The sequence below is a fragment of the Streptococcus pseudopneumoniae IS7493 genome, assembly GCF_000221985.1.
GTDB lineage: Bacteria > Bacillota > Bacilli > Lactobacillales > Streptococcaceae > Streptococcus > Streptococcus pseudopneumoniae.
The window spans coordinates 1,560,212-1,584,542 of record NC_015875.1; the positions used below are offsets into that span (position 1 = coordinate 1,560,212).

At 40.1% G+C, this 24,331-nt stretch carries 26 protein-coding genes; 1 reads left to right on the forward strand and 25 read right to left on the reverse strand.

Translation table 11 applies throughout. The features are described from left to right. Nucleotides 1–114: 114 nt before the first annotated feature. The 12 genes from SPPN_RS07995 to pbp2b form a co-directional block, all read right to left on the reverse strand. On the reverse strand, nucleotides 115–996 hold the full coding sequence (locus SPPN_RS07995) for a DivIVA domain-containing protein (RefSeq protein WP_001123179.1): 882 nt from the start codon (nucleotides 994–996) through the stop codon (nucleotides 115–117). An 8-nt stretch (nucleotides 997–1,004) separates the two neighbouring features. Beyond that, the gene (locus SPPN_RS08000) at nucleotides 1,005–1,790 is read right to left on the reverse strand and encodes a YlmH family RNA-binding protein (RefSeq protein ID WP_001032424.1); all 786 of its coding nucleotides are present in this window, start codon (nucleotides 1,788–1,790) and stop codon (nucleotides 1,005–1,007) included. Continuing rightward, on the reverse strand, nucleotides 1,787–2,050 hold the full coding sequence (locus SPPN_RS08005) for a YggT family protein (protein ID WP_000576506.1): 264 nt from the start codon (nucleotides 2,048–2,050) through the stop codon (nucleotides 1,787–1,789). Before SPPN_RS08005 ends, SPPN_RS08000 begins: the two co-directional genes overlap by 4 nt. Then, nucleotides 2,050–2,595, reverse strand: a complete 546-nt coding sequence (locus tag SPPN_RS08010) for a cell division protein SepF (protein WP_000053375.1) — start codon at nucleotides 2,593–2,595, stop codon at nucleotides 2,050–2,052. The genes SPPN_RS08005 and SPPN_RS08010 overlap by 1 nt, the downstream gene beginning before the upstream one ends. A gap of 9 nt (nucleotides 2,596–2,604) precedes the next feature. Continuing rightward, nucleotides 2,605–3,276, reverse strand: a complete 672-nt coding sequence (locus SPPN_RS08015) for a YggS family pyridoxal phosphate-dependent enzyme (protein ID WP_001101082.1) — start codon at nucleotides 3,274–3,276, stop codon at nucleotides 2,605–2,607. 4 nt (nucleotides 3,277–3,280) lie between these two features. Further along, the gene (ftsZ, locus tag SPPN_RS08020; RefSeq protein WP_000144268.1) at nucleotides 3,281–4,540 is read right to left on the reverse strand and encodes a cell division protein FtsZ; all 1,260 of its coding nucleotides are present in this window, start codon (nucleotides 4,538–4,540) and stop codon (nucleotides 3,281–3,283) included. Nucleotides 4,541–4,556: 16 nt separating this feature from the next. Further along, nucleotides 4,557–5,930 carry a cell division protein FtsA gene (ftsA, locus tag SPPN_RS08025; RefSeq protein ID WP_000090408.1) on the reverse strand — a complete coding sequence of 458 codons (1,374 nt, stop codon included), beginning with the start codon at nucleotides 5,928–5,930 and terminating at the stop codon, nucleotides 4,557–4,559. Nucleotides 5,931–6,148: 218 nt separating this feature from the next. Further along, the gene (locus SPPN_RS08030; protein ID WP_001055260.1) at nucleotides 6,149–6,853 is read right to left on the reverse strand and encodes a YwaF family protein; all 705 of its coding nucleotides are present in this window, start codon (nucleotides 6,851–6,853) and stop codon (nucleotides 6,149–6,151) included. A 94-nt stretch (nucleotides 6,854–6,947) separates the two neighbouring features. Beyond that, on the reverse strand, nucleotides 6,948–8,321 hold the full coding sequence (locus SPPN_RS08035; protein ID WP_000778741.1) for a UDP-N-acetylmuramoyl-tripeptide--D-alanyl-D-alanine ligase: 1,374 nt from the start codon (nucleotides 8,319–8,321) through the stop codon (nucleotides 6,948–6,950). A gap of 83 nt (nucleotides 8,322–8,404) precedes the next feature. Next, nucleotides 8,405–9,448, reverse strand: coding sequence for a D-alanine--D-alanine ligase (locus SPPN_RS08040; RefSeq protein WP_000814667.1), 1,044 nt, complete (start codon nucleotides 9,446–9,448; stop codon nucleotides 8,405–8,407). A gap of 175 nt (nucleotides 9,449–9,623) precedes the next feature. After that, entirely contained in the window at nucleotides 9,624–10,220 is a 597-nt protein-coding gene (gene recR / locus SPPN_RS08045; protein WP_000966760.1) for a recombination mediator RecR, read from the reverse strand. Between the two features lie 10 nt (nucleotides 10,221–10,230). Beyond that, on the reverse strand, nucleotides 10,231–12,288 hold the full coding sequence (gene pbp2b / locus SPPN_RS08050; RefSeq protein WP_080564682.1) for a penicillin-binding protein 2B: 2,058 nt from the start codon (nucleotides 12,286–12,288) through the stop codon (nucleotides 10,231–10,233). Between the two features lie 303 nt (nucleotides 12,289–12,591). On the opposite strand from pbp2b, the gene SPPN_RS08055 reads away from it, so the two are divergent. Continuing rightward, nucleotides 12,592–13,443, forward strand: a complete 852-nt coding sequence (locus tag SPPN_RS08055) for a MurR/RpiR family transcriptional regulator (protein WP_000360356.1) — start codon at nucleotides 12,592–12,594, stop codon at nucleotides 13,441–13,443. Between the two features lie 61 nt (nucleotides 13,444–13,504). On the opposite strand, the gene SPPN_RS08060 is transcribed toward SPPN_RS08055, so the two are convergent. The 13 genes from SPPN_RS08060 to SPPN_RS08120 form a co-directional block, all read right to left on the reverse strand. Next, nucleotides 13,505–13,855, reverse strand: coding sequence for a type II toxin-antitoxin system RelE/ParE family toxin (locus SPPN_RS08060; protein ID WP_000384969.1), 351 nt, complete (start codon nucleotides 13,853–13,855; stop codon nucleotides 13,505–13,507). After that, a complete protein-coding gene (relB, locus tag SPPN_RS08065) occupies nucleotides 13,845–14,132 on the reverse strand; it encodes a type II toxin-antitoxin system RelB/ParD family antitoxin (protein ID WP_000150674.1) in 288 nt (95 codons plus the stop codon). The genes SPPN_RS08060 and relB overlap by 11 nt, the downstream gene beginning before the upstream one ends. A 96-nt stretch (nucleotides 14,133–14,228) precedes the next feature. Further along, a complete protein-coding gene (locus SPPN_RS08070; protein ID WP_000150277.1) occupies nucleotides 14,229–15,113 on the reverse strand; it encodes an ROK family protein in 885 nt (294 codons plus the stop codon). 17 nt (nucleotides 15,114–15,130) lie between these two features. Beyond that, nucleotides 15,131–16,048: a dihydrodipicolinate synthase family protein gene (locus SPPN_RS08075; protein ID WP_001281495.1), complete on the reverse strand. Its 918-nt coding sequence runs from the start codon at nucleotides 16,046–16,048 to the stop codon at nucleotides 15,131–15,133. A gap of 169 nt (nucleotides 16,049–16,217) precedes the next feature. Continuing rightward, a complete protein-coding gene (locus tag SPPN_RS08080) occupies nucleotides 16,218–16,862 on the reverse strand; it encodes a YesL family protein (RefSeq protein ID WP_000057493.1) in 645 nt (214 codons plus the stop codon). 82 nt (nucleotides 16,863–16,944) lie between these two features. Next, nucleotides 16,945–17,136, reverse strand: a complete 192-nt coding sequence (locus SPPN_RS14015) for a hypothetical protein (RefSeq protein WP_014017318.1) — start codon at nucleotides 17,134–17,136, stop codon at nucleotides 16,945–16,947. Nucleotides 17,137–17,145: 9 nt separating this feature from the next. Further along, a complete protein-coding gene (locus SPPN_RS08090; protein ID WP_014017319.1) occupies nucleotides 17,146–17,490 on the reverse strand; it encodes a hypothetical protein in 345 nt (114 codons plus the stop codon). A gap of 326 nt (nucleotides 17,491–17,816) precedes the next feature. Continuing rightward, nucleotides 17,817–18,269 carry a NanQ anomerase/TabA/YiaL family protein gene (locus tag SPPN_RS08095; RefSeq protein WP_000575441.1) on the reverse strand — a complete coding sequence of 151 codons (453 nt, stop codon included), beginning with the start codon at nucleotides 18,267–18,269 and terminating at the stop codon, nucleotides 17,817–17,819. A gap of 227 nt (nucleotides 18,270–18,496) precedes the next feature. Continuing rightward, nucleotides 18,497–19,336 (reverse strand): carbohydrate ABC transporter permease, encoded by an 840-nt coding sequence (locus tag SPPN_RS08100; protein ID WP_001192005.1) that lies wholly within the window; start codon nucleotides 19,334–19,336, stop codon nucleotides 18,497–18,499. 15 nt (nucleotides 19,337–19,351) lie between these two features. Beyond that, nucleotides 19,352–20,218, reverse strand: coding sequence for a carbohydrate ABC transporter permease (locus SPPN_RS08105; RefSeq protein WP_162467683.1), 867 nt, complete (start codon nucleotides 20,216–20,218; stop codon nucleotides 19,352–19,354). A gap of 252 nt (nucleotides 20,219–20,470) precedes the next feature. Beyond that, the gene (locus tag SPPN_RS08110) at nucleotides 20,471–21,799 is read right to left on the reverse strand and encodes an ABC transporter substrate-binding protein (RefSeq protein ID WP_000672129.1); all 1,329 of its coding nucleotides are present in this window, start codon (nucleotides 21,797–21,799) and stop codon (nucleotides 20,471–20,473) included. Nucleotides 21,800–21,922: 123 nt separating this feature from the next. Beyond that, a complete protein-coding gene (locus tag SPPN_RS08115) occupies nucleotides 21,923–23,440 on the reverse strand; it encodes a PTS transporter subunit EIIC (protein ID WP_044012217.1) in 1,518 nt (505 codons plus the stop codon). A gap of 20 nt (nucleotides 23,441–23,460) precedes the next feature. Next, nucleotides 23,461–24,159: an N-acetylmannosamine-6-phosphate 2-epimerase gene (locus SPPN_RS08120; RefSeq protein ID WP_001135655.1), complete on the reverse strand. Its 699-nt coding sequence runs from the start codon at nucleotides 24,157–24,159 to the stop codon at nucleotides 23,461–23,463. Nucleotides 24,160–24,331 lie beyond the last annotated feature (172 nt).

Genomic DNA, 24,331 nt, shown 5'->3' on the forward strand with positions numbered 1-24,331 from the left:
TCCATTCAGACTTGATTGTTTGAGAGGATAATCTTATCGTTAGGGAATGCAGGACTCACACCATCTCCTGCTCGCTGGAAATATAAGGATAAGATATTGTTCTCAGAATATTTCTTATAAAATTGTAACGGATTCTTGCGGTGCTTCAAATCCTGGTGCTGAATCAAACGTTTCTGTAGCTGGTGTTGAAGTCGAAGGATGTACTGGAGCTACTTCTGGTTCTTCGTACATTGGACCAACTGGATGAGCAGGCTCTTCTTCCATTTGAGGACCCACTACAGGAGTTGGATTTTCTACTTCCTGTTTAGTCTGAGCTTCAAATTCAGCCAATTCTTTATTGGCTGCTTCAATACGAGCCTGTAACTCTGCCATTTCTGCTTGAGAGAACTGACGTGTCATATCAATTGGTTCTTCCTCAATTGGAGCTGGAATCGGTTCTCCAAGTACCTCGCTAACCACTTCTTTAAAGGCTTCATCACTGGTTTGAAGATAAGTAGCTGTTGGACGGAGAATATCTTCCCAATCTGAAGATTCAACAATAGCCAACTGACTCTCAATTGTAGATTTGAGACGTTGGTGGAAGACACGGCTCTTATTCTTCAATTCTTCTGTTTCAACAGCGACTTTCTTAGCATTATCAGTTGCTTGACGAAGAATCTCGTTTGCCTTATATTTAGCTTCTTCCAACAAGCGTTGGGCATCCTGCTCTGCTTGGTGAATGATATTGTTTGAACGTTCATGTGCCGCCTGTTTCACTCGCTCAGCTGTATCCTGAGCAATCAATACAGACTGGCTCAATGAATCTTTCATTTCGTCAAAGTAAGACAAACGCTCTTCTAAACTCTTAATACGCAAATCTTTATCATGATTCGCACGAACAAGATCTTCGTAATCACGAACCACAATATCTAAAAATTCATCGACTTCTTCTGGATCAAAACCTCTGAATCGAGTTCCAAAGGTCTTGTCCTTTATTTCTAATGATGTAATTGGCATTCTATTCCTCACTTACTTAATAATAACTGGACGGTTATTTTTTTCTTCTCTTTTTTTGTTTGTCCCTTATCTTGAAGCAATCTCAAGCGCCCAAATTTTCTCACACTAATCAAGTCTCCAACTTGAACAATATAATCTGATTTGTCTACCACATGATAATTTACTTGGACAAGTTTCTTTTCAATCAACTGGTTTGCTTGGTTCCTAGATAGTTTCAAAACATTTGATAAAAGAACATCTAATCGAAAACTAGACACAGATAAATCCAGCTCTCGATACTGTTCTAACTTATCTATTTTCTCGGTGAAAGGACGTTCCTCCAGCGAAACGGGTATACGGCCAATTTTCTTTAATCCATCTTGAAAGAGAAGAAGAAATTGCTGATTAATCATAATCTGCGCCCGTTCTTCATCTACTAGGATATCTCCAAAAAGTTTCCGTTCAATCCCTAATTGATTGATGACTGTCCCTAAAATCTTAGCATGCGTTAAGTGTTCAAATTTATTGGAATACACAATTTCCTGGAGAGATATTTCAAAATCTGAAAACTCTGGCTGGAAATAATTTGGGTATAATAAAACTCGAACATACTCACTCGAGACGAATTCCCCACTACCGCTACAAGCAAGACCATAGGTTTTGGCCAAAATCTTTAATAGCTTCTCCTGATGAGGATTGATAAAAGAAGTTAAAAAAGGAGCATAGCTATCTTCTACCTTCTTTATCCATTCCATTCCCTTGTCAAGAAATGGACGATCTTCTATGGAGAAATGCTGATAAATCCCTTTATTCATCCTATCATCGCCAGAAAACGCACTAGGTTTTCTCCTAAAAATCGAACCAAAACAATCGCAACCCAAACAGATAAATCAAGACCCGCTATCTGTAAAGGCAGGCGTTGCAAAGGAGCAAGCACTGGTTTTACCAATGCTACAATCCAACGACCCAAACTTGATTCGTAGGCGCCTGGAAACCAAGACATGACAGCAAAGGCTACCAAAATCAGGGAGTAAATATCCACTGCATTATAAATCAGACGAATTAAAAAAATCATTATCGTCCTCTATTTCGTCTCATATCAAAATCAAACTCACCCTGTTGATCTTCATCTGGTAAACGAATATCTTCAACATTTACAATAACATTCACTGGTGTCAACAGGTACATGGTAGAAGCTACCTTTTTCAAATTTCCAGCTAGAACATGGCAAGCTCCATCCAGATAATCTAAACAACGACGAGCTTGCACTTCAGTCATATATTGAAAATCAATCAAAATACTTTCGTTTCCTGCTAATAAATCAACAATTTCTATCGCATCTTCATATTTTCTAGGGTAACGAACATCGATTGTTACTTTTTCAGTAGAATGCTGACTTTGCTTGGCTAACTCTTGTTGACGTGCATGCAGTCTAGTAATATTAGTTTCTTTTGTACTACTTGTGCTTGTACGTGGTGTTTGATTTGTTGAAAGAGCCTTGTCCTGTGTAGAATTTACTGGAGTCAAAATGGGCTCATCTCGTTTTTCATTAGGGAGACTTAAATCCTCATCCTCCGTAAAATAATCTATAAATCTATCGAATCTATCTTTTAAAGACATGGTTCTCTCCTACTTAAAAAATGATGTGCCTATACGAACAAAGGTGGAACCGAATTGAATCGCTTCTTTATAATCACGACTCATTCCCATACTTAACTCGGTCATAGGCATATTTGGAATTTGTTTCTCTTGAATTTCTCTTTGTAAATCTTGGGCCGCCTTGAAAATCTCTTTCAACTGCTCACTGCTAGCCTCAAAAGGTGCCATCGTCATTAAACCGACATATTCAATCTTATCTAGTCTGGCTAACTCTGGCAAGATTTCCAGCAGTTCCTCTCTCGAAAAACCGTGTTTGCTTTCTTCTTTAGAAATATTTACTTGAAGGAAACACTTGATGACTCGGTCACTTCTTTTTTGAATTTCCCCTGCTAGCTTTACTGAATCCAAGGCATGGAAATAATCAACGTATTGAATGACATCTTTCACCTTACGTCTTTGCAAGGTACCAATCAAATGCCAAGTCACATCTCGATCTTTTAGAGCTTCATATTTTTCCAGAAACTTATCGACACGATTTTCACCGATATGATGAACACCTAGCGGAAGCAAGGCTTCCGCTGTCGGTACATCTACATACTTGGTAACTGCAATGACAGAGACTGAACCACTCTCTCGATGAGCACTCAGACTAGCCTCTGCGACTTCTCGAAAAACAAGTTCTGTATTTTCTTTTACATTCATTTACTTAACGATTTTTGAAAAATGGAGGTGTATCCAATTCATCTTCATCTTGTGATGTTGGGGCTTCAAAGCGTTCAACTGGAGAAACGACTGAATCTGTTGTACGAACAATCGATTCACGGCGAAGATCCCAATCACCAAAAGCAGATGCCTGAGTTGGTTCCAAACGACGTGGATTTTGTTTTGGCAATTCAGCTGTTTCTGCCATATCAAAATGACGATCAAAGCCATGTGAATGAGCTGGTTTCACTGTCTCACGGTAGTTAGTAGTCGGTCTAGCTTGTGGAGCAACAGCCTTCTCTACGCGGTCTTGACGAACACCCGTTGCGACAACTGTTACACGAATTTCATCACGCATACTTTCATCAATTGAAGTACCGAGCCAGATGTTCACTCCTTGACCTGCTGCCTGGTTCACAATTTGTGAAGCCTCCTCAGCTTCAATCAAGGTTAAATCGAGACCACCAGTTACGTTGACAATCACATCTTCTGCTCCATCAATTGTTGTTTCAAGAAGTGGAGAGTAAATTGCCTTACGCGCCGCTTCTACCACACGTTCTTCTCCACTACCGATACCAATACCCATGAGAGCATTCCCTTTATTTGCCATAACTGTTTTCACATCGGCAAAGTCAAGGTTAATCAATCCTGGATTGGTAATCAAATCGGTAATCCCTTGAACACCTTGACGAAGTACGTTATCCGCTTCGCTAAGTGCTTCAAGAAGAGGAGTTTTCTTATCAACAATTTCAAGCAAGTTGTTGTTTGAAATAATCAATAGAGTGTCTACATGCTCACGAAGTTGGTTGATTCCTTCTACAGCAAATTGTCCACGTTTGCTTCCTTCAAAACCAAACGGACGTGTTACAACACCAACTGTAAGAGCACCTAAATCTTTAGCGATACGAGCAATAACAGGAGCAGCTCCAGTTCCAGAACCTCCTCCCATACCAGCAGTGATGAAGACCATATCTGCACCACTGATAGCTTCCGTCAGTGTTTCTTCGCTTTCTTCAGCAGCTTTACGACCAACCTCAGGTTGACCTCCTGCACCCAAACCACGAGTCAATTTAGGCCCCAACTGAATAACAGTCTCAGCTTTTGTACTACTCAATGCTTGTACATCTGTGTTTGCTGCGATAAATTCTACGCCTGTAACACCTTCGTCGACCATACGGTTGATGGCATTGCCACCACCTCCACCGACACCAATTACCTTAATCACTGCACCTTGAGCAGCAGCTGTATCAAATGAAAATGTCATAATTTATTTTTCCTCTTTATTCGTCAAACATGCTTCCGATCAAGCCACGGAAACGATCTGCTAATTTCGGCTTATTTTGTGAAGCTTGTTGGAAATCCGCCATTGGTTCTGTAGGAGCCACCGGCTCTACTTCTGGAGCAGGAGCTGGTTGAACAGGCGTTGATTGTACAAACTGAGCTGTTTTTTGCAGCATCCCACCAAAACTAATTGGCTGATGGCTTAAGTCATTCTCACCTTTTATCGCTCTCTGAGCCAAAAGATTCACTTCTGTTAATTGACCCGCAAATTCTGATAAACTAATCACATGCGCAAAGGCTGGATTACGGATACCAACTTGATTTGGAACATAAAGCTTGACACGGACGCCAAAGACTTCCTGAGCAAGTTCAACCATACCTGGTAAAATGGCATTCCCACCGATTAAGACAATACCACCAGGGAGCTCCAATAGACGTCTTCTATCTAATTCTTGCTTGATTTGCTCAAGGATGTGCTTAATTCGTGCAGAAATAATTTCTGACAAGTAGGCTTCCGTCACTTCAACTGCTTCTACTTCTCCAATAACTTCTACTTGGAAGGTTTCTTTGCTTGCAAGAGGCGGATAGGCTTCCCCGTAATTCAGTTTCAAGCCTTCCGCTAATTTGCGAGAGGTTTTCAAAACCTTGGAGATATCTTTAGTTACATAATCTCCACCTTCTTGGAGAATATGTGTGAACTGAAGTTCTTGGTTACGGATTGTAGCGACAGTCGTTTGACCTGCTCCCATATCAATCACTGTAGCACCAAATTCACGTTCACCTTCGTTCAAAACTGATTGAACCATTGCTAGTGGTGAAATAATAACATTTTCAACCTGTAGTCCGACACGTTCTACTGTCTTACGTAGGTTATGTAAAATAGTGCGAGGACCTGTATAAAGCAAACCACGCATTTCAAGACGAACCCCCATCATGCCACGTGGGTCACGAATCCCTTGGAAACCATCCACAATAAATTCTTCAGGAATAAAGGTAATGACTTCACGGTCAGGTGTCATACTCTTTGTCAAAGCTGATTTGACAACATTTTCAACATCTTGATCCGTAATTTCCTTGGTATCAGATGTTACTGGAATCATCCCTTGAGTTGGTTCTACCTGCAAAAGATTACCAGGCAAGCCGACATTCACTGATTTAATCGAAATGCCTGACTTTTCTTCTGCTTGGGAAATGGCTGACTTGATAGCAGTTGCTGCTGCATCAATATCAACAATAATTCCATCCTTTACACCTTTACTTTTGGCATTACTCACGCCAATTACATTTAATTCACCATTTCTCTGCTCGGCTACAAGCACCTTGACAGAGCTTGTTCCAATATCTAGACCTGTAAAAAAGCCTTCTCTAGCCATTACATCGCATCCTCTCTATCTTCCAAGTTTCGCACTTCGTATTATTCCATAGCTAAACTTAGGCATAGCTATTCACAGAATATTATAACACAAAAAATTTAATCATGCTTGCTTTTTTCCTAAATTTCCCAGCCAATTTTTGAGTTTCTATGTTCAGAAATTCTTATTTTATAAGCTGCTTGTAAAAACTCTCTAAGACAAAAAAAGAAAGCTCTGTGTTAAGCTTTCTTTGCAATCATTTTTTCTGCTTCTTGAGCTAAAAAGAATTCTAAGATTTTCTTAGTCAAACTGATAGTAGCTACCAGCACAATTGAAACAAGTAAATAATTAGCTACTAGACCATGATCCCCAACCAATGGCGGTTTTGTCAAGAATCCGTAATCCCCACCTGTTACCAAATTGACCACAAAAATCAAGGCATTTAGGGCAAAGGTCATGAGAAAAATTCCCTTCACATCCAGCAATTTCGCACTATACTGTCTCAATAGATAAACTAGAGAGTTCCCCAAGAGTGCTAAATGACCAAAGATAAAGGATAAAATGGTGATATGTGGAAAAGGGTAAGCATCTGGCACTGGATAAACAAAGGCTGCTAATGTCCCAAATGTTCCCAATAATGCAAAGTATTGTTTATATTTGGACTGACCAGGAAGCAAGAGTACCACAAACATAGCCATACGGCAATGGTAAAAGGGTAGGCTTTCTGACAATGGCATATGATTGACCCAGTACCAACCATAAAGAAGGATCAACTGAACGGCCTGTAAAATCTGGAAAAATCGTTGGTAAACCTTCTTTTCACGATAGCGATAGGCTGTATAAAAGGTCAAGGCTAAGAGCGTAAATAGGCTAACATACCAAAAAAAGTCAAATTTAGGTGGTTCTGTTGGCTGAGTTGTAAAAAAAATATCCCATAAATTCATCTAGTCTTCCTCATAATTCAAAATTTTCCTGCATATTATTATACCATGCTATTTGTCAAAAATGGATTTAGAAATACGTAAATGTTTGACAAAATCACTTGGCTTCAGTTGCTAAACTTTCTACCAACTTGGCTAGATTCATAGAGTTAGAGCCTTTGAGTAGGATTTGGTCGTGGGCTCCTAGACTTTCCTTGACCTGCTTGACTAGGTCTTCAAATTGGTCTTGGTCTTCTGTTTTCTTGAAGTAGTAAACGTGGCCAATTGGGAACATTTGACTGGCCAATTTGGCTAATTCAGCAATGTCTTCTCCATAGAAAATCACGGTATCAAGCACATCTGGAGAGAGACTCAAAATCATCTGGTTATGGAGTTGAACAGACTGGTCACCAAGTTCCTTCATATCCGCCAAGACAGCAATTTTTTTGCCACCTTCATTGGCTGGGATGGCAGAGAAAGTCTCTAAAATCAGCTTCATAGCAGTTGGGTTGGCATTATACACATCTGATAGGATATCTGCTCCATTGGCTGCTTTCTTCCACTCGGTACGATTACGCGTCAATTCAAGATTTTGGAAGGCCTGACGAATTTGCTCCTCTGAAACCCCTTCTTGTAGGACAACATAGGACGCAATCATAGCATTGGTGGCATTGTACTTACCAGTCACTGGCAAATCGAGGGCTTGTTCCAAGAAATTAGCCTTAAAGGTCAGACTGTCCTTGCGCTCAATCAAGTCTGTAATTTCCAACTCTGCTCCTGGCCCAAAACGGACTACCTTTTTATCTGTTGGCAAGTAGTCCTCTACAATGGAGTCAGCTGGTGCCAAAAGCAAGGAACCCGATACCATACCATCTGCAATTTGCATTTTCCCTTTAGCGATCTCCGAACGGTCTTTGAAAAAGGCCAAATGGGCTTCTCCAACCAAGGTCACGATGGCTGTCTTTGGATGAGCCAACTCAGACAAGAGATGAATATCGCCCAAGTGATCCTGCCCCATCTCCAAAACCAACTTTTCTGTTCCTTCAGGCATATGAAGAACTGTGTAGGGAAGGCCGATCTCGTTATTGTAATTGCCTTGTGTTTTGTAGGTTTTGTAGGTTGTTGATAGCAAGTGCGCCAACATATCCTTGGTCGTTGTCTTGCCATTTGAACCTGTAACTGCAAAGACATCAACAGCCATTTTCTCAAGATAGTAGGCAGCTAGTTGTTGAAAGGCAGTCAAGACATCATCTACTAGAATATAGGGATGATTTGCAACCTCTTTCTCAGACAGGGTTACAGCAGCGCCATTTTCAAAAGCTGTTTCGATAAAGTCATGACCGTCACGCGCACCTTTGAGGGGCGCAAATAAATCTCCTGTCGCAATCAAACGACTGTCAAACTCAGCTTTCTCTAACTGGGTGTCCTCAAAGATGCTGATATCATTTTTAGCCCTAACAGCTTGGGCAACTTCATGGATTGTTAATTTCATTTCTACTCCTTTAAAAAGGGTCGAAGTCCGAGAACTATGATCACCTTGCAGTGATGGTTCTGGCTCCTACCCTCTCTTTCATTTTATAGCAAATGCGCTTCGCGCTTGTCAAAACTTTCCTTGGCAAGGTCAACCAAACGCTCGATTAGTTCTGGGTAGCTGATTCCCATATTGTCCCAAAGCAGTGGATACATTGACCACTGGGTGAAACCTGGCATGGTATTAAGCTCGTTTAGAAAAATCTCTCCCTTATCTGTATAGAAGAAATCGCAACGAGAGAGACCGAGGCCACCAATGGCACGGAAGGCCGTTTCTGCATTTTGACGCATGACAGCTACCACATCATCACTGATTTTGGCTGGGATGTCCATGGTAATCTTGTTATCAATATACTTGGCATCGTAGTCATAAAAGGCAACATCCTTGACTACTTCTCCTGGTAGCGTGCTTTTGACATCGTAGTTTCCCAAGAGACCAACCTCGATTTCACGGGCATTGACCCCTTGCTCTACCAAGACACGGCTGTCATATTGAAAGGCAAGTTCCAAAGCTTGACGAAGTTCTTCTTGATTTTCAGACTTAGAAATACCGACACTAGAACCCATGTTTGACGGCTTAGTGAAGACTGGATAAGTCAATTTTTCTTCCACTTCAGCGATTTTAGCAGTCACATCATCCCCTTCAACGATAGCCACATAAGGAACTTGGGCAATACCAGCAGATTCTAAAATACGCTTAGTCGTGATTTTGTCCATGGCAAGGCTAGATGACAAGATATTACATCCGACATAAGGCATTTTCAAAACTTCTAAGAATCCTTGGACAGAGCCATCTTCTCCCATCGGACCGTGAAGAACTGGAAAGACCACTGCACCTTCTTCGTAGATGGCACTTGGTGCAACTTTCTTATCCCAATCAATAGTCGCATTGGTCATGAGACGGTCCTCTTGACCTGGAGTCTGACTAAATTCCTGCGTTTTGATAAAGTCACCTGACTGACTGATAAAGAAAGTCTTAACTGTGAAACGGTCGTAATTGACCGCACGCATGACACTCTCAGCTGAAAGGACAGAGACTTCGCGTTCCGCACTCCGTCCACCATATAAAAGAATAATCGTTTGTTTCATATTATTTGTCCTAATTCTACTAGAATACTCGCTCTTTAGTATATCATATTTGCTTGGTTTTTTAAAACTTGAACCTGATCCTACTCATCACACTATACAAAAAGAGGCCGATATCAACAATTTTCAGCCTCCTTGATTTTTTATAAATGAATGGAATTCGTAAATTTGTCTACACTTACAACTCTGTCCGATTTTCAATAGCCCGTAAGAGGGTTACTTCGTCCGCATACTCGATATCTGCTCCCACAGCAAGGCCTCGTGCCAGGCGCGTAACCTTGATCCCAGCTGGCTTGAGTAAGCGGGAAAGATACATGGAAGTCGCTTCCCCATCTGCTGTGGCATTGGTTGCTACGATTACTTCTGAAACCTCACTATCCATCAGACGAGTCATGAGACTCTTGAGATTGATATCATCTGGACTGATACCATTCATAGGAGAAATGAGGCCATGCAGGACATGATAGAGACCATGGTATTCTTGGATGTTCTCCATGGCTGCCACATCACGACTATCCTCTAGCACCAAAATCGTTGTCTGGTCACGACTCGGATCGGTACAAATGGAGCAAGGATCATCATCTGTCAAACGTCCACAAACGGAACAGTAGGTCAATTCTCTCTTAGCAGAAAGGAGATTTTTGGCAAATTCATTGACATCGTCATCAGACATCCCAATCGTATAAAAGGCCAGACGCGTGGCCGTCTTAATCCCGATACCTGGTAACTTGGAATAACTGTCAATCAGCTTGGCAATGGGTGTTGGATAAAGCATAATTTCCTTTCTAGTTCATTGGATGGTATTTTTGATACAGATTGATAATGTCACGCGCAATGGAAGGTCCTACACCATTTGTTAGATTGGTATTATGAGGAAAGACCACTGCAACAGCGATTTGGGGATTATCAGATGGGGCATAGGCCACCGCATTGGTATTGGTTGCTTCCTGACCATCTGCCACATAGCTTTCGGCTGTACCCGTTTTTCCGCTAATAGATACCAAGGCACCATTTGAAAAGGCACGTCCAGTTGTCAATCCACTAGTCCCATGAGCAACCTGATAAAAACCTTGGTGCAAGATACTCATATCGGAGTCGGATATATTGACCTTATTCATCTCTGTCGGTTGCAGTTGCTGAATCAAGTCACCCAGTCCTCCCTTATCATTATTACCATAAATGCCTTCAACAATACGAGGAGCCACACGAACACCATCATTTGCAATAGTTGCTACATACTGAGCCAACTGCATGGGCGTATAGTTATCAAACTGCCCAAAGGCATTGGTGATGTAATTAGCAAAGCTATACTCTTTGGGAACAAATCCAGTAGATTCATCTGGTAGGTCAATTCCGGTCGCAGCCCCCAAGCCATATTCGCCAAAGGTCGCACGAAGTTTTCCCATAGCTGTTTCCAAATTGCTGGTTCCAACAAACATATTTGGTTGATAGGTCTGGCCCATGATTCCAAGAGCGGTTTGAACCATGTAAGCATTGGATGAATACTCCAAGGCTTCCACAGCTGTAATAGGAAAAGATCCATATGCCAATTTATACCAAGAATAAATTGGAGCTGAACCTTGGAAAACAATAGGCTGATCTGTTAAGGTTTGGTTTCCTGATAAAACACCATTTTCCCAACCTGAGCTGATGGTAGCGGCCTTAACAACCGAACCTGGGACAAAGACATTGGTTACCGTTCCCAAGGAATCAGGAGTCAACTCTCCCGTTTTCAGGTCATGTTTGAGTCCTGACATAGACAAAACAGCACCTGTTTTGGGGTTAAGGGCGACTGCATACACACCCTCAGAATACTTGGCTCCACCATTTCCTAGCTCGGAATTGAAATAACTTTTCAGCAAAGCATCCACGCTATCTTGGAAGGCCAAATCAATGGTCAGTTTGATATTGTTTCCCTTACTACCTTCCTCAATTGTGTCCACGCTTTCCATATTGCCATATTTATCCAGATGGATTTCTTTTACCGAGCGTTTTCCTTGTAAGGTCTCTTCATATTGCTTTTCCAAATAGGAGGTTCCAACACGGTCATTTAGAGAATAGCCTTTTTTAAGATAGGCTTCTGCTTCTTCCGCTGGGAGACCAGCTTTTTCACTGGATACACTCCCTACTATAGAAGAAAGGGAAGTTTCCAAAATCTTTCGATCCCAAGAAGTAGAAATACTAATGCCAGGCATCTCCTTTGAAATAGAGGCAATAACAGCCACCTGAGAATCATTTAGAGGATCTGTCGCAATGGTTCCTGTCGCAAAGTTTCCAACAGCATTTAACTGACTAAAAAGATAGATTTCTTTCTTTTCATCCTCTGTATAGTTTAGTTGACTTGTTGGGACACTATCGACCGCATTGTTATACAGTTCTGATTCGGATAGGCGATTGCCATCTGAATCCAATCGTTTCTCACTCGGGAGAGCTTCCACTGTTTTTTTATAGATTTCAGGATCAGCCAAATAGTAATCAGCCAGCTGGCGTTCTGTCAAATTTGGCGAGCTAATACTCACATAAGTCAGTAACTTTTTAGCTATTTCTTTTAAGTCTGTAGCCGTCATTTTATTGCTACGCGTAAAGGAAACAACCTGCTTTAACGTATTTTCTACCAAAGGTTTTCCACTAGCATCATAGATTTCCCCACGGGCAGAACTGGTTGTGACCTTGGTCTGACTAGCTGAGGCTAGCTTTTTTTCGTAAAAATCCTTGTTCAAAATCTGCATATACAACAAACGACCAATAATGGTCATAAAGAGTAAAATGACGATTGAAAACAATAAATTAAGCCGAATCGGAATCGAATGGCTGTTAAATTTTCTCATACAAATCAGTCTCATTTCTAATACTCAATGAAAATCAAAGAGCAAACTAGGAAGCTAGCTGCAGGCTGTACTTGAGTACGGCAAGGCAACGATGACGTAGTTTGAAGAGATTTTCGAAGAGTATAATTAAAATCTTACTCTTAATTGTACCACAATTTGAGTAGAAAATTATGGAAAAGTAAGAAGCTTTTTCGACTTTTTCGTTTTTAAAACAGAGATGCGTTTTTATTTATCTATCCTTATATTATGTGTTATAATGAAGTGTGACTATTCCCTGATCTAGTCTTCCAGTATGACTCATGTAAAGGAGCTTTCCCTATGGACAAACCAGATATCGCAACTGTCATTGATTCACATTTTGAAGAAATGACAGACCTAGAGCAAGAAATCGCTCGCTATTTTTTGCAAGCTGAAACGATTACAGATGATTTATCTTCTCAACAAGTCACCCAAAAATTACATATTTCTCAAGCTGCTCTGACCCGCTTTGCTAAAAAGTGTGGCTTTACTGGCTACCGAGAATTCATTTTCCAATACCAACATGAGGCAGAAAATCAAACCAACCAAGTCTCCAAGCACAGTCCATTGACCAAACGAGTCCTCAGAAGTTATAGCAATATGAGGGAACAAACACAAGACTTAATTGACGAAATCCAACTAGAACGAATTGCCCAGCTAATCGAAGATGCTGAGCGTATCTACTTCTTCGGAACAGGGAGTTCTGGTCTTGTTGCCCGTGAAATGAAATTGCGGTTCATGCGTCTGGGTGTAGTCTGCGAGGCCTTGACCGATCAAGACGGCTTTGCCTGGACAACCAGTATTATGGATGAAAATTGTCTCGTACTTGGTTTCTCACTTTCTGGCACAACACCTTCTATTTTAGATAGTCTATTAGATGCCAAGGAGATGGGGGCAAAGACTGTACTCTTTACAAGTGTTCCCAATAAAGATAGCCAGACCTACACAGAGACTGTTCTTGTAGCCACCCACAGCCAGCCTTCCTACATCCAACGAATATCCGCTCAACTTCCTATGCTCTTCTTTATCGATTTGATTTATGCCTACTTTTTGGAAATCAATCGCGAAAGCAAGGAGAAAATCTTTAATAGCTACTGGGAAAATAAAAAACTCAACGGCTATCGTAGACAAAAACGTGTCAGAAAATCCTAGTTTGGCTGAGCCAAACTAGGATTTTTATTCATCACCAAACATACCTCTTCAAGATTATGAATTAGTCATATCTTGACTTAGTCTTGAATAATTTCATGTAATCACTTTTTGAAGGGAGTAAATAAGCAAGTCTGACGGTATCCTCAACAATTGTATACAATACAATGTAATCCTTACTCAAGGTCCATCCTCGCGTTTGGTAGCGAGGGTCTAATTTCTTACCAAATTTTTCATCAGCATCAAATCCAGCTTGGGGGAAAATTTCTAGCCGATTAATATCTTTTCTAATATTGGCTACTTTTCGTCTCGCAGCCTCTACAGAACCGATTTCCTCCGCTATATACTGATATATTTTATCCAGACTATCAATCACTCTAGGAGAATACAAAATCCTATATCTTTTATAATCCATAGCGTGTCACGACATCCTCATCTGTCAAGTAATTTCCAGACTCAATCTTGGCATAACTTTCTTGAACTTCTGCTTGTAATTGTCTAAACAAATACTCCTTCTCTAATTCCTCTTCACTCAGTAAATCTACTTCATTTGTTACGGCAACATTCTTTAAAAATAATCTGAGTGCTGATGAAAGAGAGAGATTTTTTTCTTTTAACACTTCCATGGCATCATTTACTAATTCTCTATTAGCTTGGAAGGTCACAATCTTACTTGAATTCGCTATAGTCATTTTATATAATTCCTTTATATATTTTATTTATTATCTCACAATTATAAAGAAAGTCAAGGGAATTTGATTAGAAAATCCTAGTTTGGCTGAGCCAAACTAGGATTGTTTTGTCTTAAAATGATAATATGCACCAAGCATACCTGCTGTATTCTGGTGATGGGCAAATTCTAATCGTGTTTTTTCTGCTAAACTTGGTACCAAAGCCTCTTTCAAGGCTGTGCGAATCTTAGGTTTGAGGATAGCCTCTTGCCCCATGATACCACCACCAAGAATAACCACTTCTGGATTGGCAACGTAGCAAATATTTGCCAGACCTTTTCCTAGATAGTCTACCATGCGGTCAATACCTTCCATGCAGAGTTTATTGCCTTCAGTGGCTTCCTTGAAAATGCGTCGGCCATTCCACTGATCAACATCTTCTCCATGAGATGTTGCTACATACTCCACCAAGGCTGTGGTAGAAGCGAGATCCTGAAAAGCTCCATCTTGCATATGCATATACCCGACTTCACAGGCCGAATTGCTAAAACCATGGAAGACTTTCCCATCCATAATCAAGCAACCACCGATACCTGTTCCAATGGTCAAGCAAAGGGTGACACTTGCTCCCTTACCTGAACCAGATACTGCCTCAGCCAGACCTGCACAGTTGACATCATTTTCAATCTCACAAGGAATAGCAAAGCTTTCTTCGATTTCCTTCTTGAACTGGGTTCCTGCATAATTTGGAATCTGAGGTCCAGCGTAGAAAATTTCCCCCTTATCAGGATCCACCATTCCTGCAGAAGAAATGGCAACACCTGCTACTGGGCCTTTTTCTAAATAGCTGGCTACAATATCTTTGGTTTTTTGTAAGATATGAGATCCACCCTTATACGCTTCAGTTGGCATTTCATGCGATTCAAGAAGTTGCCCCTCTTGATCAACCAAACCATACTTGATGTTGGTTCCACCTATATCAATTGCAACGTAGTGTGTCATAAATACCTCCTTATGGATTAGAGGAAGCGCTCCTTGGTTTCACGAATCAAGGCTGCAGCTGCTTCTACAACTGGACGATCTTCTTCCGTTACTGGCGTCAATGGTGAACGAACAGAACCAATATTCAATCCTTCATTGATCTTCAAGACTTCTTTAATGACACCGTACATATTTCCATGTGCAGCAGTCAATTTACCAATGATAGCGTTGATAGCATACTGTAACTCACGCGCTGTTTCTAAATCTTTATCCGCAATCAATTGGTTGAGTTTCAAGAAGAGTTCTGGCATAGCACCATAAGTACCACCGATACCAGCTTTGGCACCCATGAGGCGACCACCTAGGAACTGTTCATCTGGACCGTTAAAGACGATATGGTCTTCCCCACCAAGGCTGACAAAGGTTTGGATATCTTGAACTGGCATAGAAGAGTTCTTCACACCGATAACACGAGGATTCTTCAACATTTCGGTATAAAGACTTGGAGTCAAAGCAACCCCTGCCAATTGAGGAATGTTGTAGATCACGTAGTCTGTGTTTGGAGCTGCAGAACTGATATCGTTCCAATATTTAGCAACTGAGTATTCTGGCAAGCGGAAGTAAATTGGTGGAATTGTTGCAATGGCATCTACTCCCAAGCTTTCAGCGTGGCGAGCCAGTTCCATACTATCTTTGGTATTGTTGCAAGCAACATGGGCAATAATAGTTAATTTACCTTTAGCAACTGCCATGACTTCTTCCAAAATCAACTTGCGGTCTTCTACACTTTGGTAGATACATTCACCAGAAGAACCATTGACATAAAGACCTTGAACACCTTTATCAATGAAGTATTGAACCAAGGCACGTGTACGCTCTGGACTTACTTCTCCTTGATCATCATAACATGCGTAGAAGGCTGGAATGACACCTTCGTATTTTTTCAAATCTGACATAGATTTTCTCCTATTATTTTTATTTTCTGCTAAAGCAGATTCTTTCTTTACTTCTTTAGTATACACTTTACCGAAAAGGCTTTCAATATCTTATAGACACTTAGATTTTAGTTTCTAGCTTATAGAATAGCGTTTGAAGCCTTTGAAAGTAGTTTCAGAAATAAGACTCCTATTGATATTTTGCGAAAATTTTCCCCATCAATCCAGTCTGGATAAAGACCAATAGTCCAAACCCAAAAAGTAGGAAGACTGAGCCACCTAAGAGTAGACTGAAGGCGGACAGATAAAGAACCATCACAATGAAGACAAGAATGGCTAACATGAGGAAGAACCAAGGAAAGTTAAAACTAGCCAACATCAATCCTTTTTGAAGAATTTCTTTCCAAGATAGGTCATAACGTGCCGCGATAGGGTAACTAGCCAGCATCACGATAGTAAGAAACATCAGAATACCTAAACAAATGGCTTTCAGCAATTGGAAGGGCAGAGCTGTTTGACTCCAGAAAAGATAGAGATCTGAAAGGGTAAGAAACACAATTCCTAACTCCATTAAACCCAGCTGAAGACCTAGTTTCAGATTTTGCTTGAAAGATCTTAGATAGATTTTAAAAACAGGCACCCGTCTGCTCTTCTTAACTTCGAACATGGTCTCGTAGAGGCTAATTTTAGCCACTCCAATCGTTACGATTGGCAAACAAGAGACGACAAAAAGAAGATTGGCTGTCACGATGTCCAAGACTTTCTCACTAAAACGCATGAGAAAGTTGTCTGTATCAAATGCTGCCTTGATAAGGCTTACTCCTTTTTGTGCCATGTTTGCTCCTCCATCATTTTTCTTTGTAAACTGTTTTCTTTTTTGTCAGTAAAGCTTTCATAAGTCCCTACCATGAACAAATCTATTTTTTCTTTTTTCTTTTGGACTTTTTTCTATTTTTATATATAGGCTTATAATCATATACCCCGAACAGCGAAGCAATTAAAATAGTACTCCAAGTATGCTCATTAAATCCATCTAGCCCTCCACGAATTATCATTGCAAGCACTGTCCAAGCTAACATATTCAATAAAAAAATACAAAGTGCTTTCATTCTCGCATTTTAAAAGTTTATACGACCATTGTTAGGAATTTTATCATGTGCATCCCAAGCTGCAGCAATATTGTAGGCAAAATTACCATATACATCAGCTACATTCACAGCTACTCGTAAAATCCATCCAGAAATCTTGGTCGCTAATCCTACTCTTGCTGCTGCAGTTGCAGCTGCCCTACTTAAGATCGAGCGTGCCATACTAATACCATACTTAGCCGCATAAGTACCTAATTTTATGTATCTACCAATCAATGCATTCACAATGCCCCTAATTATCCAAGCCATCTCATCAACTGTAATTCCCTGTCCATCCAAGAAACTAGCTCTTGCAGCATACTTAGAAGATACCATTTCTAGCAATTCAATTTTACGTTCATCTGATATGTCTGGATAGACTCCTTTGCTATCTTCCACCAGATCCTTAATTTCTTGTTCAGTTAGCAAGTAATTTTGAGATAATTTTGCATCTATTCTATCTATTTCTGACTGTATAGTTTGGATATGCGAAACTTCATTCGCATACACAATTGAAGGTAAAATATTACTCATTAGCAATAAACAGACTGACAAGAAGATACCAATTTTTAAATATTTTATTCTCATTTCTCTACCTCACAAAGATCAATTTCATGGTAGAGCATAATCAAAGCTTTACAAAAAGACAATTCATCCTATTTTTAATCAATCAAAATTTTAAACAAATACTTGCGAACTTGATCTTCCATACCTGCATAACCATTTGGTTGATGTGGTTCTCCTGGGAAGAAAATCGCAAAATTGTGATAACCCAACAAGAGTGGGTAGTGTTCATGACAATGAACAAAGCCAATATCACTTGCTTCGTCAAATGCTACTGCTTCATCTTTGACACGTGCACCGTAGCTCGAATATTCATGTCCTTCTACCAACAAATGCAAGTCTGCATAGTTCTTGTGATGTTCAAACTGGTCGTTTTCAGCTTTATTTAGGACATTTTCTTGAACAACTAGAAAGACTTTATCTCCGTCAATCTCATACTTACCTAATTCGAAAGAATCCTTACGATGTTCATAAAGATAGTCGATAGCCTTGTCTAAATTAGGATGAATCCCTTTGTAAAAGGTGATGTTTTTCAAATCGTCAAAAATCATACTCTTTCCTTCGTTTCTGATAGTTAACTAAAACCATTCTTAAGTTGATAAGTGTCTGACAAAACTTCATAAAGTAACTGCATACCCTCCATTTTGTAGACACTTATAACTCTATATTCTCTTATACTCAATGAAAATTGAAGAACAAACTAGGAAGCTAACCGCAGGCAATACTTAAGTATGGCAAGGTGACACTGACCTAGTTTGCATTCGATTTTCGCAGAGTATTATCCTTTGACCGCTCCCATAGTAATACCCTGTGTGAAGGATTTTTGGAAGACAAGGAAGACTGTTACGATTGGCACGGCTGCAAGGGCAGCTCCTGCCATAATCAAACCATAGTTGGTTGCCATTTCAGCCTGCATGGTCGCAACCCCGAGTGAAATAGTCAAATTGTTACGTGAAGTCAACATTACCAACTGCATGAAGTAGTCGTTCCAACTATTGATGAAGGTGAAGATTGCAAGGGCTGCAAATCCTGGTTTCACAATCGGGAAGGCTACGCTCCAGAAGGTACGAATCTCACCACAACCGTCGATTTTAGCTGATTCAAGCAACTCTGTTGGAATATTTTCACTGAACTGTTTCATGAGGAAGACCCCAAATGGCCATCCAATCAAAGGCAAAATAACTGCCCAAAGAGTGTCATGAATTCCCATGAAGTTGACGATACGTACCAATGGTACAAGGACAACTTGTTTTGGAAGCGCCATAGCAGCGATAAAGATAGCAAATAGGATACGTTGACCATAGAAACGTTTTTTAGCCAATACATAACCTGCTAGAGATGAGGTTGCACAGACTAAGAACATGGTTACCAATGAGATAAATACTGAGTTCCACATCCATTGCAAGGCAGGGTTCTGCACCATAAGTTGTTGGAAGTTTTCCATGGTTGGCATTTTAGGGAACCATTGTGGCGGAATCATAATGGTATCAGGCTGTGACTTGAATGCCCCTGTCAAAATCCAGTAGAATGGAAAGATGAACAGCACAGTCAACAAGAGCAAAATGATTGTTGAAATAACAGTAAAGGCTGTTAATGGTTTTTTTTCTGTAGATTGCATAACTGTCTCCTTTCTTTAGTATTCTACGTCGTTTCCGAGCGCCTTAAATTGAACAAAGCTTACGATCGCAATCATGACTGCCAAGAAGACACCGATGGTGTTAGCATAACCGTATTCTGTCAATTGGAAGGCTTTTTCGTACAGGTAGTACATTAAGGTACTTGTAGAGTAGTTTGGCCCACCAGATGTCAACAATTGAATCAAGGCGAAAACTTGGAATGAGTTGATTGTCGTGATGATTGCGATATAAAGAGTTGTTGGAAGAAGGCTTGGCCATTTAATCTTCCAGAAAACTTGAAATTCAGTTGCACCGTCAACACGAGCTGCTTCAACCAATGAATTGTCAATATTCCCCATAGCTGCGATGTAGAGGATAATCGGTTGACCAACAGACGTTGTCAAGAGGATAATCATAATCGCCAGCAATGCCCAGTGCTTGTCGCCCAGCCATGAAATATTTTGAGTAATGATATGACTAGATTTCAAAACAAAGTTTAGGATACCTGATAGCGGATCATAAATCCATTTCCATACAACCGTTACGGCAACACTACCTGTTACAACTGGAAGGAAGAAGACAAAACGGTAAAAGGATCTAGCAATAGCATTTTGATGATAGGTCTGTGACGCTACAAAGAGCGAGAAGAGAACAACAATCGGTACAGAGCCAACAACCAAAATAACTGTGTTAATCAGAGATTTTGCAAAGACAGGATCTTTAAACATACGGACATAGTTATCTAAGCCCACAAATTCAAAACTAGTCATAGAGTAGTTAAAGAAACTTGTGATGAAGCCCATAATCATTGGTACTAAAACAAAGATAATAAAGAAGAACAACACTGGTGCTAGGAAAGCATAGGAAATCACTGTTTCCCGCATACGAATTTTATTGACTTTCACAGTCGGCACCTCTCTTTCAAATAGAATATTTTTTGACTTTCTTGAACTGTTTTAAAATCAAAATGAAATTTTTTATGATTCGCTTATGTAAGAACTTCATTTTAATTTCGTGACAATTTCTTACATTTTAAACAAAAGCCCCCCTTTTCTTACACTATCTGTGTAGAGGGAAAAAGGGGGTATACACTCTTAGGTTCTTTAAAAAACTACTTTTTATAGAATAACTAAGGACTATTGTTTCATAGCTTTTTTGATTGTTTCGTTCGCTTTTTCAGTGAAGGCTTTCAAAGCGTCCGCTGGTTTTTCGTCACCATTTGATACAGATTGCAACATTGGGAACCAAAGTGTTCTCATTTCAGCAAATCCATCAATAGTGTTGTAGTATGGTGAGTAGTATTGAGTCCAGCCGCTGATTGTTTCCATGCGTTTGTCTTCATAAAGTTTTCCAAATGAAGTACGGACTGGGAAAGCACCTGTACGAACTACGTCTTTAGGTCCCCACTCTTTGTCATCTGCGATAAACTGGATGAATTTCTTAGATGCAGCGACTTTCTTGTCGTCTTTATTGTTGAATACTGCAAATCCGTTTACAAGGTATTCAAGAGCTGGTTTACCTTCGTCTGATGGGAATGGTACTTCTACTACTTCTACCTTACTTGCTTCTAACAGTTTAGCTTGGATACCATTTTGAGCTGGTGCCCAAAGGGTTGTGTAAGATGTTTGACCGTTGGCAAAGTTTTGGATATCTGCCCCACCGTCAAATTGTGAACCATTATTGAGCAAATTGTCTTTAATCCAGCCAGTTGCTTTTTCAAGACCTTTGACGAATTTAGGATCATCAGTTGTATATTTGCTAACTTTTTCATCTGTTACAGAACCGCTATAAAGGTTAGAGATAAAGGCACGTGTTCCTTGGTCTCCCCCTTGACCAGAACTGAACAATGAACCTGGTGTGTAGCCCTTGTCTTTGAGTGCTTTCAATACTTTTTCAAAATCATCAGTTGTCCAACCTTCTTTTACAAGGTTTGCCACTCCAGCATCTTCTAGCATTTTCTTGTTCATTGCCATGTAGAATGGGGCAGAACTAATTGGATACATGTAAGCCTTGTCTCCAGCTTTACTTGCTTGTATGATGTTTTCGTTATTGACATCTTTAACAAATTCATCTGTGAAAAGGTCGTTCAACTCAGCCAATTTACCATTTTTACCGTATTGGATGATACGTCCTGGTGCGTCAAAGAGTACGTCCGGAGCTGTTCCTGCTTCGATGGCTGTTGTGATTTTTTCAGGGCCTGACTTGAAGTCGATGGTTTCCAATTTCACTTTTACATCTGGATTTGCTTTTTCAAACGCTTCGATGATTGATTTTTCATAAGTTCCAACACCGTCACCAGCTTTTTCTTGGGTAAATACTGGGAATGCCCACCAAGTGATTTCTGTTTTGGCACCGTCACCACCTGATTTCCCAGCATCTTTACTTCCGCCAGAATTGCCACAAGCAGCAAGACCAAGAACCGCAGCACCCGCAAGTACTGTACAAGCTAATTTTCTAAATTTCATTTGTATTCTCCTATTTTATAAGCGTATCCAACTTGGATAATGAGTTCTTTGCATTTATATACGTTTTCATTTTTTCCTACTCATCAATCACTCTCCTCTATTTTTTATTAAGTCAGTAAGTACTTAATCATCTACACCTAAAATTTCATTAATACTATTTTTATATAAGATTGCTTTTGCTCCATAGATTGCTTGAATGCCACCCTTCACTTCTAAGACATCAACTGCACCTATTTGTTTTAAAAGTGCTTTATCAACTTGATTAACTTCTTTTACAGCTACACGTAAACGTGTCACACAAGCATCTACATCTTCTATATTATTTGATCCACCCAACGCTCTGATAATTTGTAGGCTATCCTGTTTTAAATGATCCGCAGTATTTGAAGTTGAATCTGCGGATTCAGAAATTTCTTTAGAATCTACTTCTTCTCCTCTTCCTGGCGTTAGAACGTTGAATTGAGTAATGAACCATCTAAAAATAATATAATACAAAACACTCCAAATAAGTCCAAATGGAATCTGAAGAACCCAATTCGTCTTAGCGTTCCCCTGCAAAATTCCAAATAAAGTGAAATCGATTACACCTCCTGAAAATGTGTTTCCTATTGAAATATTTAAGATGTCTGCAATAAAGAAGCTGACACCATCAAGGAATGCGTGAACAACATATAGAACCGGACTGACGAATAGAAACATAAATTCAATTGGTTCTGTAATACCGGTAATAAAAGATGTTAAAGCAACTCCAAAAAACAAACCCGCGTATTTTTTACGACGATTCTTAGGAACACTATGGTACATCGCTAAACAGGCAGCCGGTAAACCGAACATCATTGTTGAGAAACGACCTGCAAAAAACCTTGTTCCTTCTGTAAATAATCCAGAATGAGCCGGATCGGCTAATTGAGCAAAAAATATTTTTTGAGCCCCAACCACTGTTTGTCCTGCAACAGTTTCAACACCACCAAGTTCAGTATACCAAAACATAGGATAAATCATATGATGTAAGCCTACTGCTCCAGAAAGTCTCATTAAAAATCCATATAGAAAAGTTCCAATTGGACCTGCCTGAGAAATATATCCACCTGTAGAAACAAGAAGTTGTTGGAAAGGTGGCCAAATAACAAAGAAGACAAAGCCAATTAAGATAGAAGAGAACGATGTAACAATAGGAACGAAGCGTGAACCTCCAAAGAATCCTAAAGCGGAAGGTAATTGAATATTGCTATATCGGTTGTGCAAATATACGGCAACTATTCCGACAACTAATGCTCCAATAACTCCAGTATCAATTGCAGATCCTTCTGCCATAAAAAGTTTTACCAGAGCTTTGATCGTTGCAGTCATAACTAAGTAACCAGTTACTCCTGCTAACGCAGCGGTTCCTTTATCTCGTTTCGCTAAGCCAATACATAATCCCACACAGAGAAGTAGTGACAAGTTACTGAATACAACCTCTCCTGCAGAGCTCATTACTTGGAATATCGATTGAAAAATACTATTGTCTAGTATTGGATAAGTTGCTATCGTGGTTGGGTTTGAAAGTGCACCACCAATCCCCAAAAGTAGACCTGCTGCAGGAAGTATAGCTATAGGTAACATAAAAGCTTTTCCAACTTTTTGTAAAACTTTAAATATAAAACTCCCCCCCTCACATCTTATTTAAGACCAGCAACGAAGCGTTCTGTAATCTCTTTTGGTCTAGTAATAGCGCCACCAACAACGATGCCTCGCACTCCGTATTCAAGGATTTGTTTGGCTTGTTCTGGTGTATGAATTTTTCCTTCTGCAATGACATCTACACCGGCATCACAGAGTTTTTTGATGAGTTCAAAATCTGGACCATCCACTTTTGGACTGTAGGATGTGTAGCCTGATAAGGTTGTTCCGACAAAGTCAATTCCTGCTTCGACCGCTGCCAATCCTTCTTCAAAAGTACTGGTGTCCGCCATCAAGAGCTGGTTAGGATATTTCTCCTTGACCTGACGAATGAACTCTTGAATTTCCAAACCATCGTAGCGTTCACGCTTGGTACAATCCAGAGCAATCACCTCGATGTCCAGTTCTGCCAATTCATCAACTTCTTTCATAGTAGCCGTGATGAAGGGTTCTTGTGGCGGATAATCTCGTTTGATTATCCCAATAATCGGAAGTTTGGTGACTTCCTTAATTTCCTTGATATCGCGAACACTATTGGCTCGGATACCGACTGCTCCACCTTGCTCAGCCGCTTTGACCAGCAAGGGAATCACCCCTCCCGCTTCTGTATAAAGCGGTTCATGAGGAAGAGCCTGACAAGAAACGATGATTCCATCTTTGATTTGTTCAATCAAGGCTTCTTTACTAATCTGTGGCATCCTCTTTCCTCCCTTTCTTTTTTCTTTATTTCTATGAGATTATTATACCTTAAAATTAAAACGCTTTCAAGAGTTTGTAGTATAATAGATTTCAGTTTCAAAAACTAGCCAAGTCAAACAGCTCCTCTAAAAGTACTTTCAGAGGAGCAAGTCGACCTATAATAGGAGAATA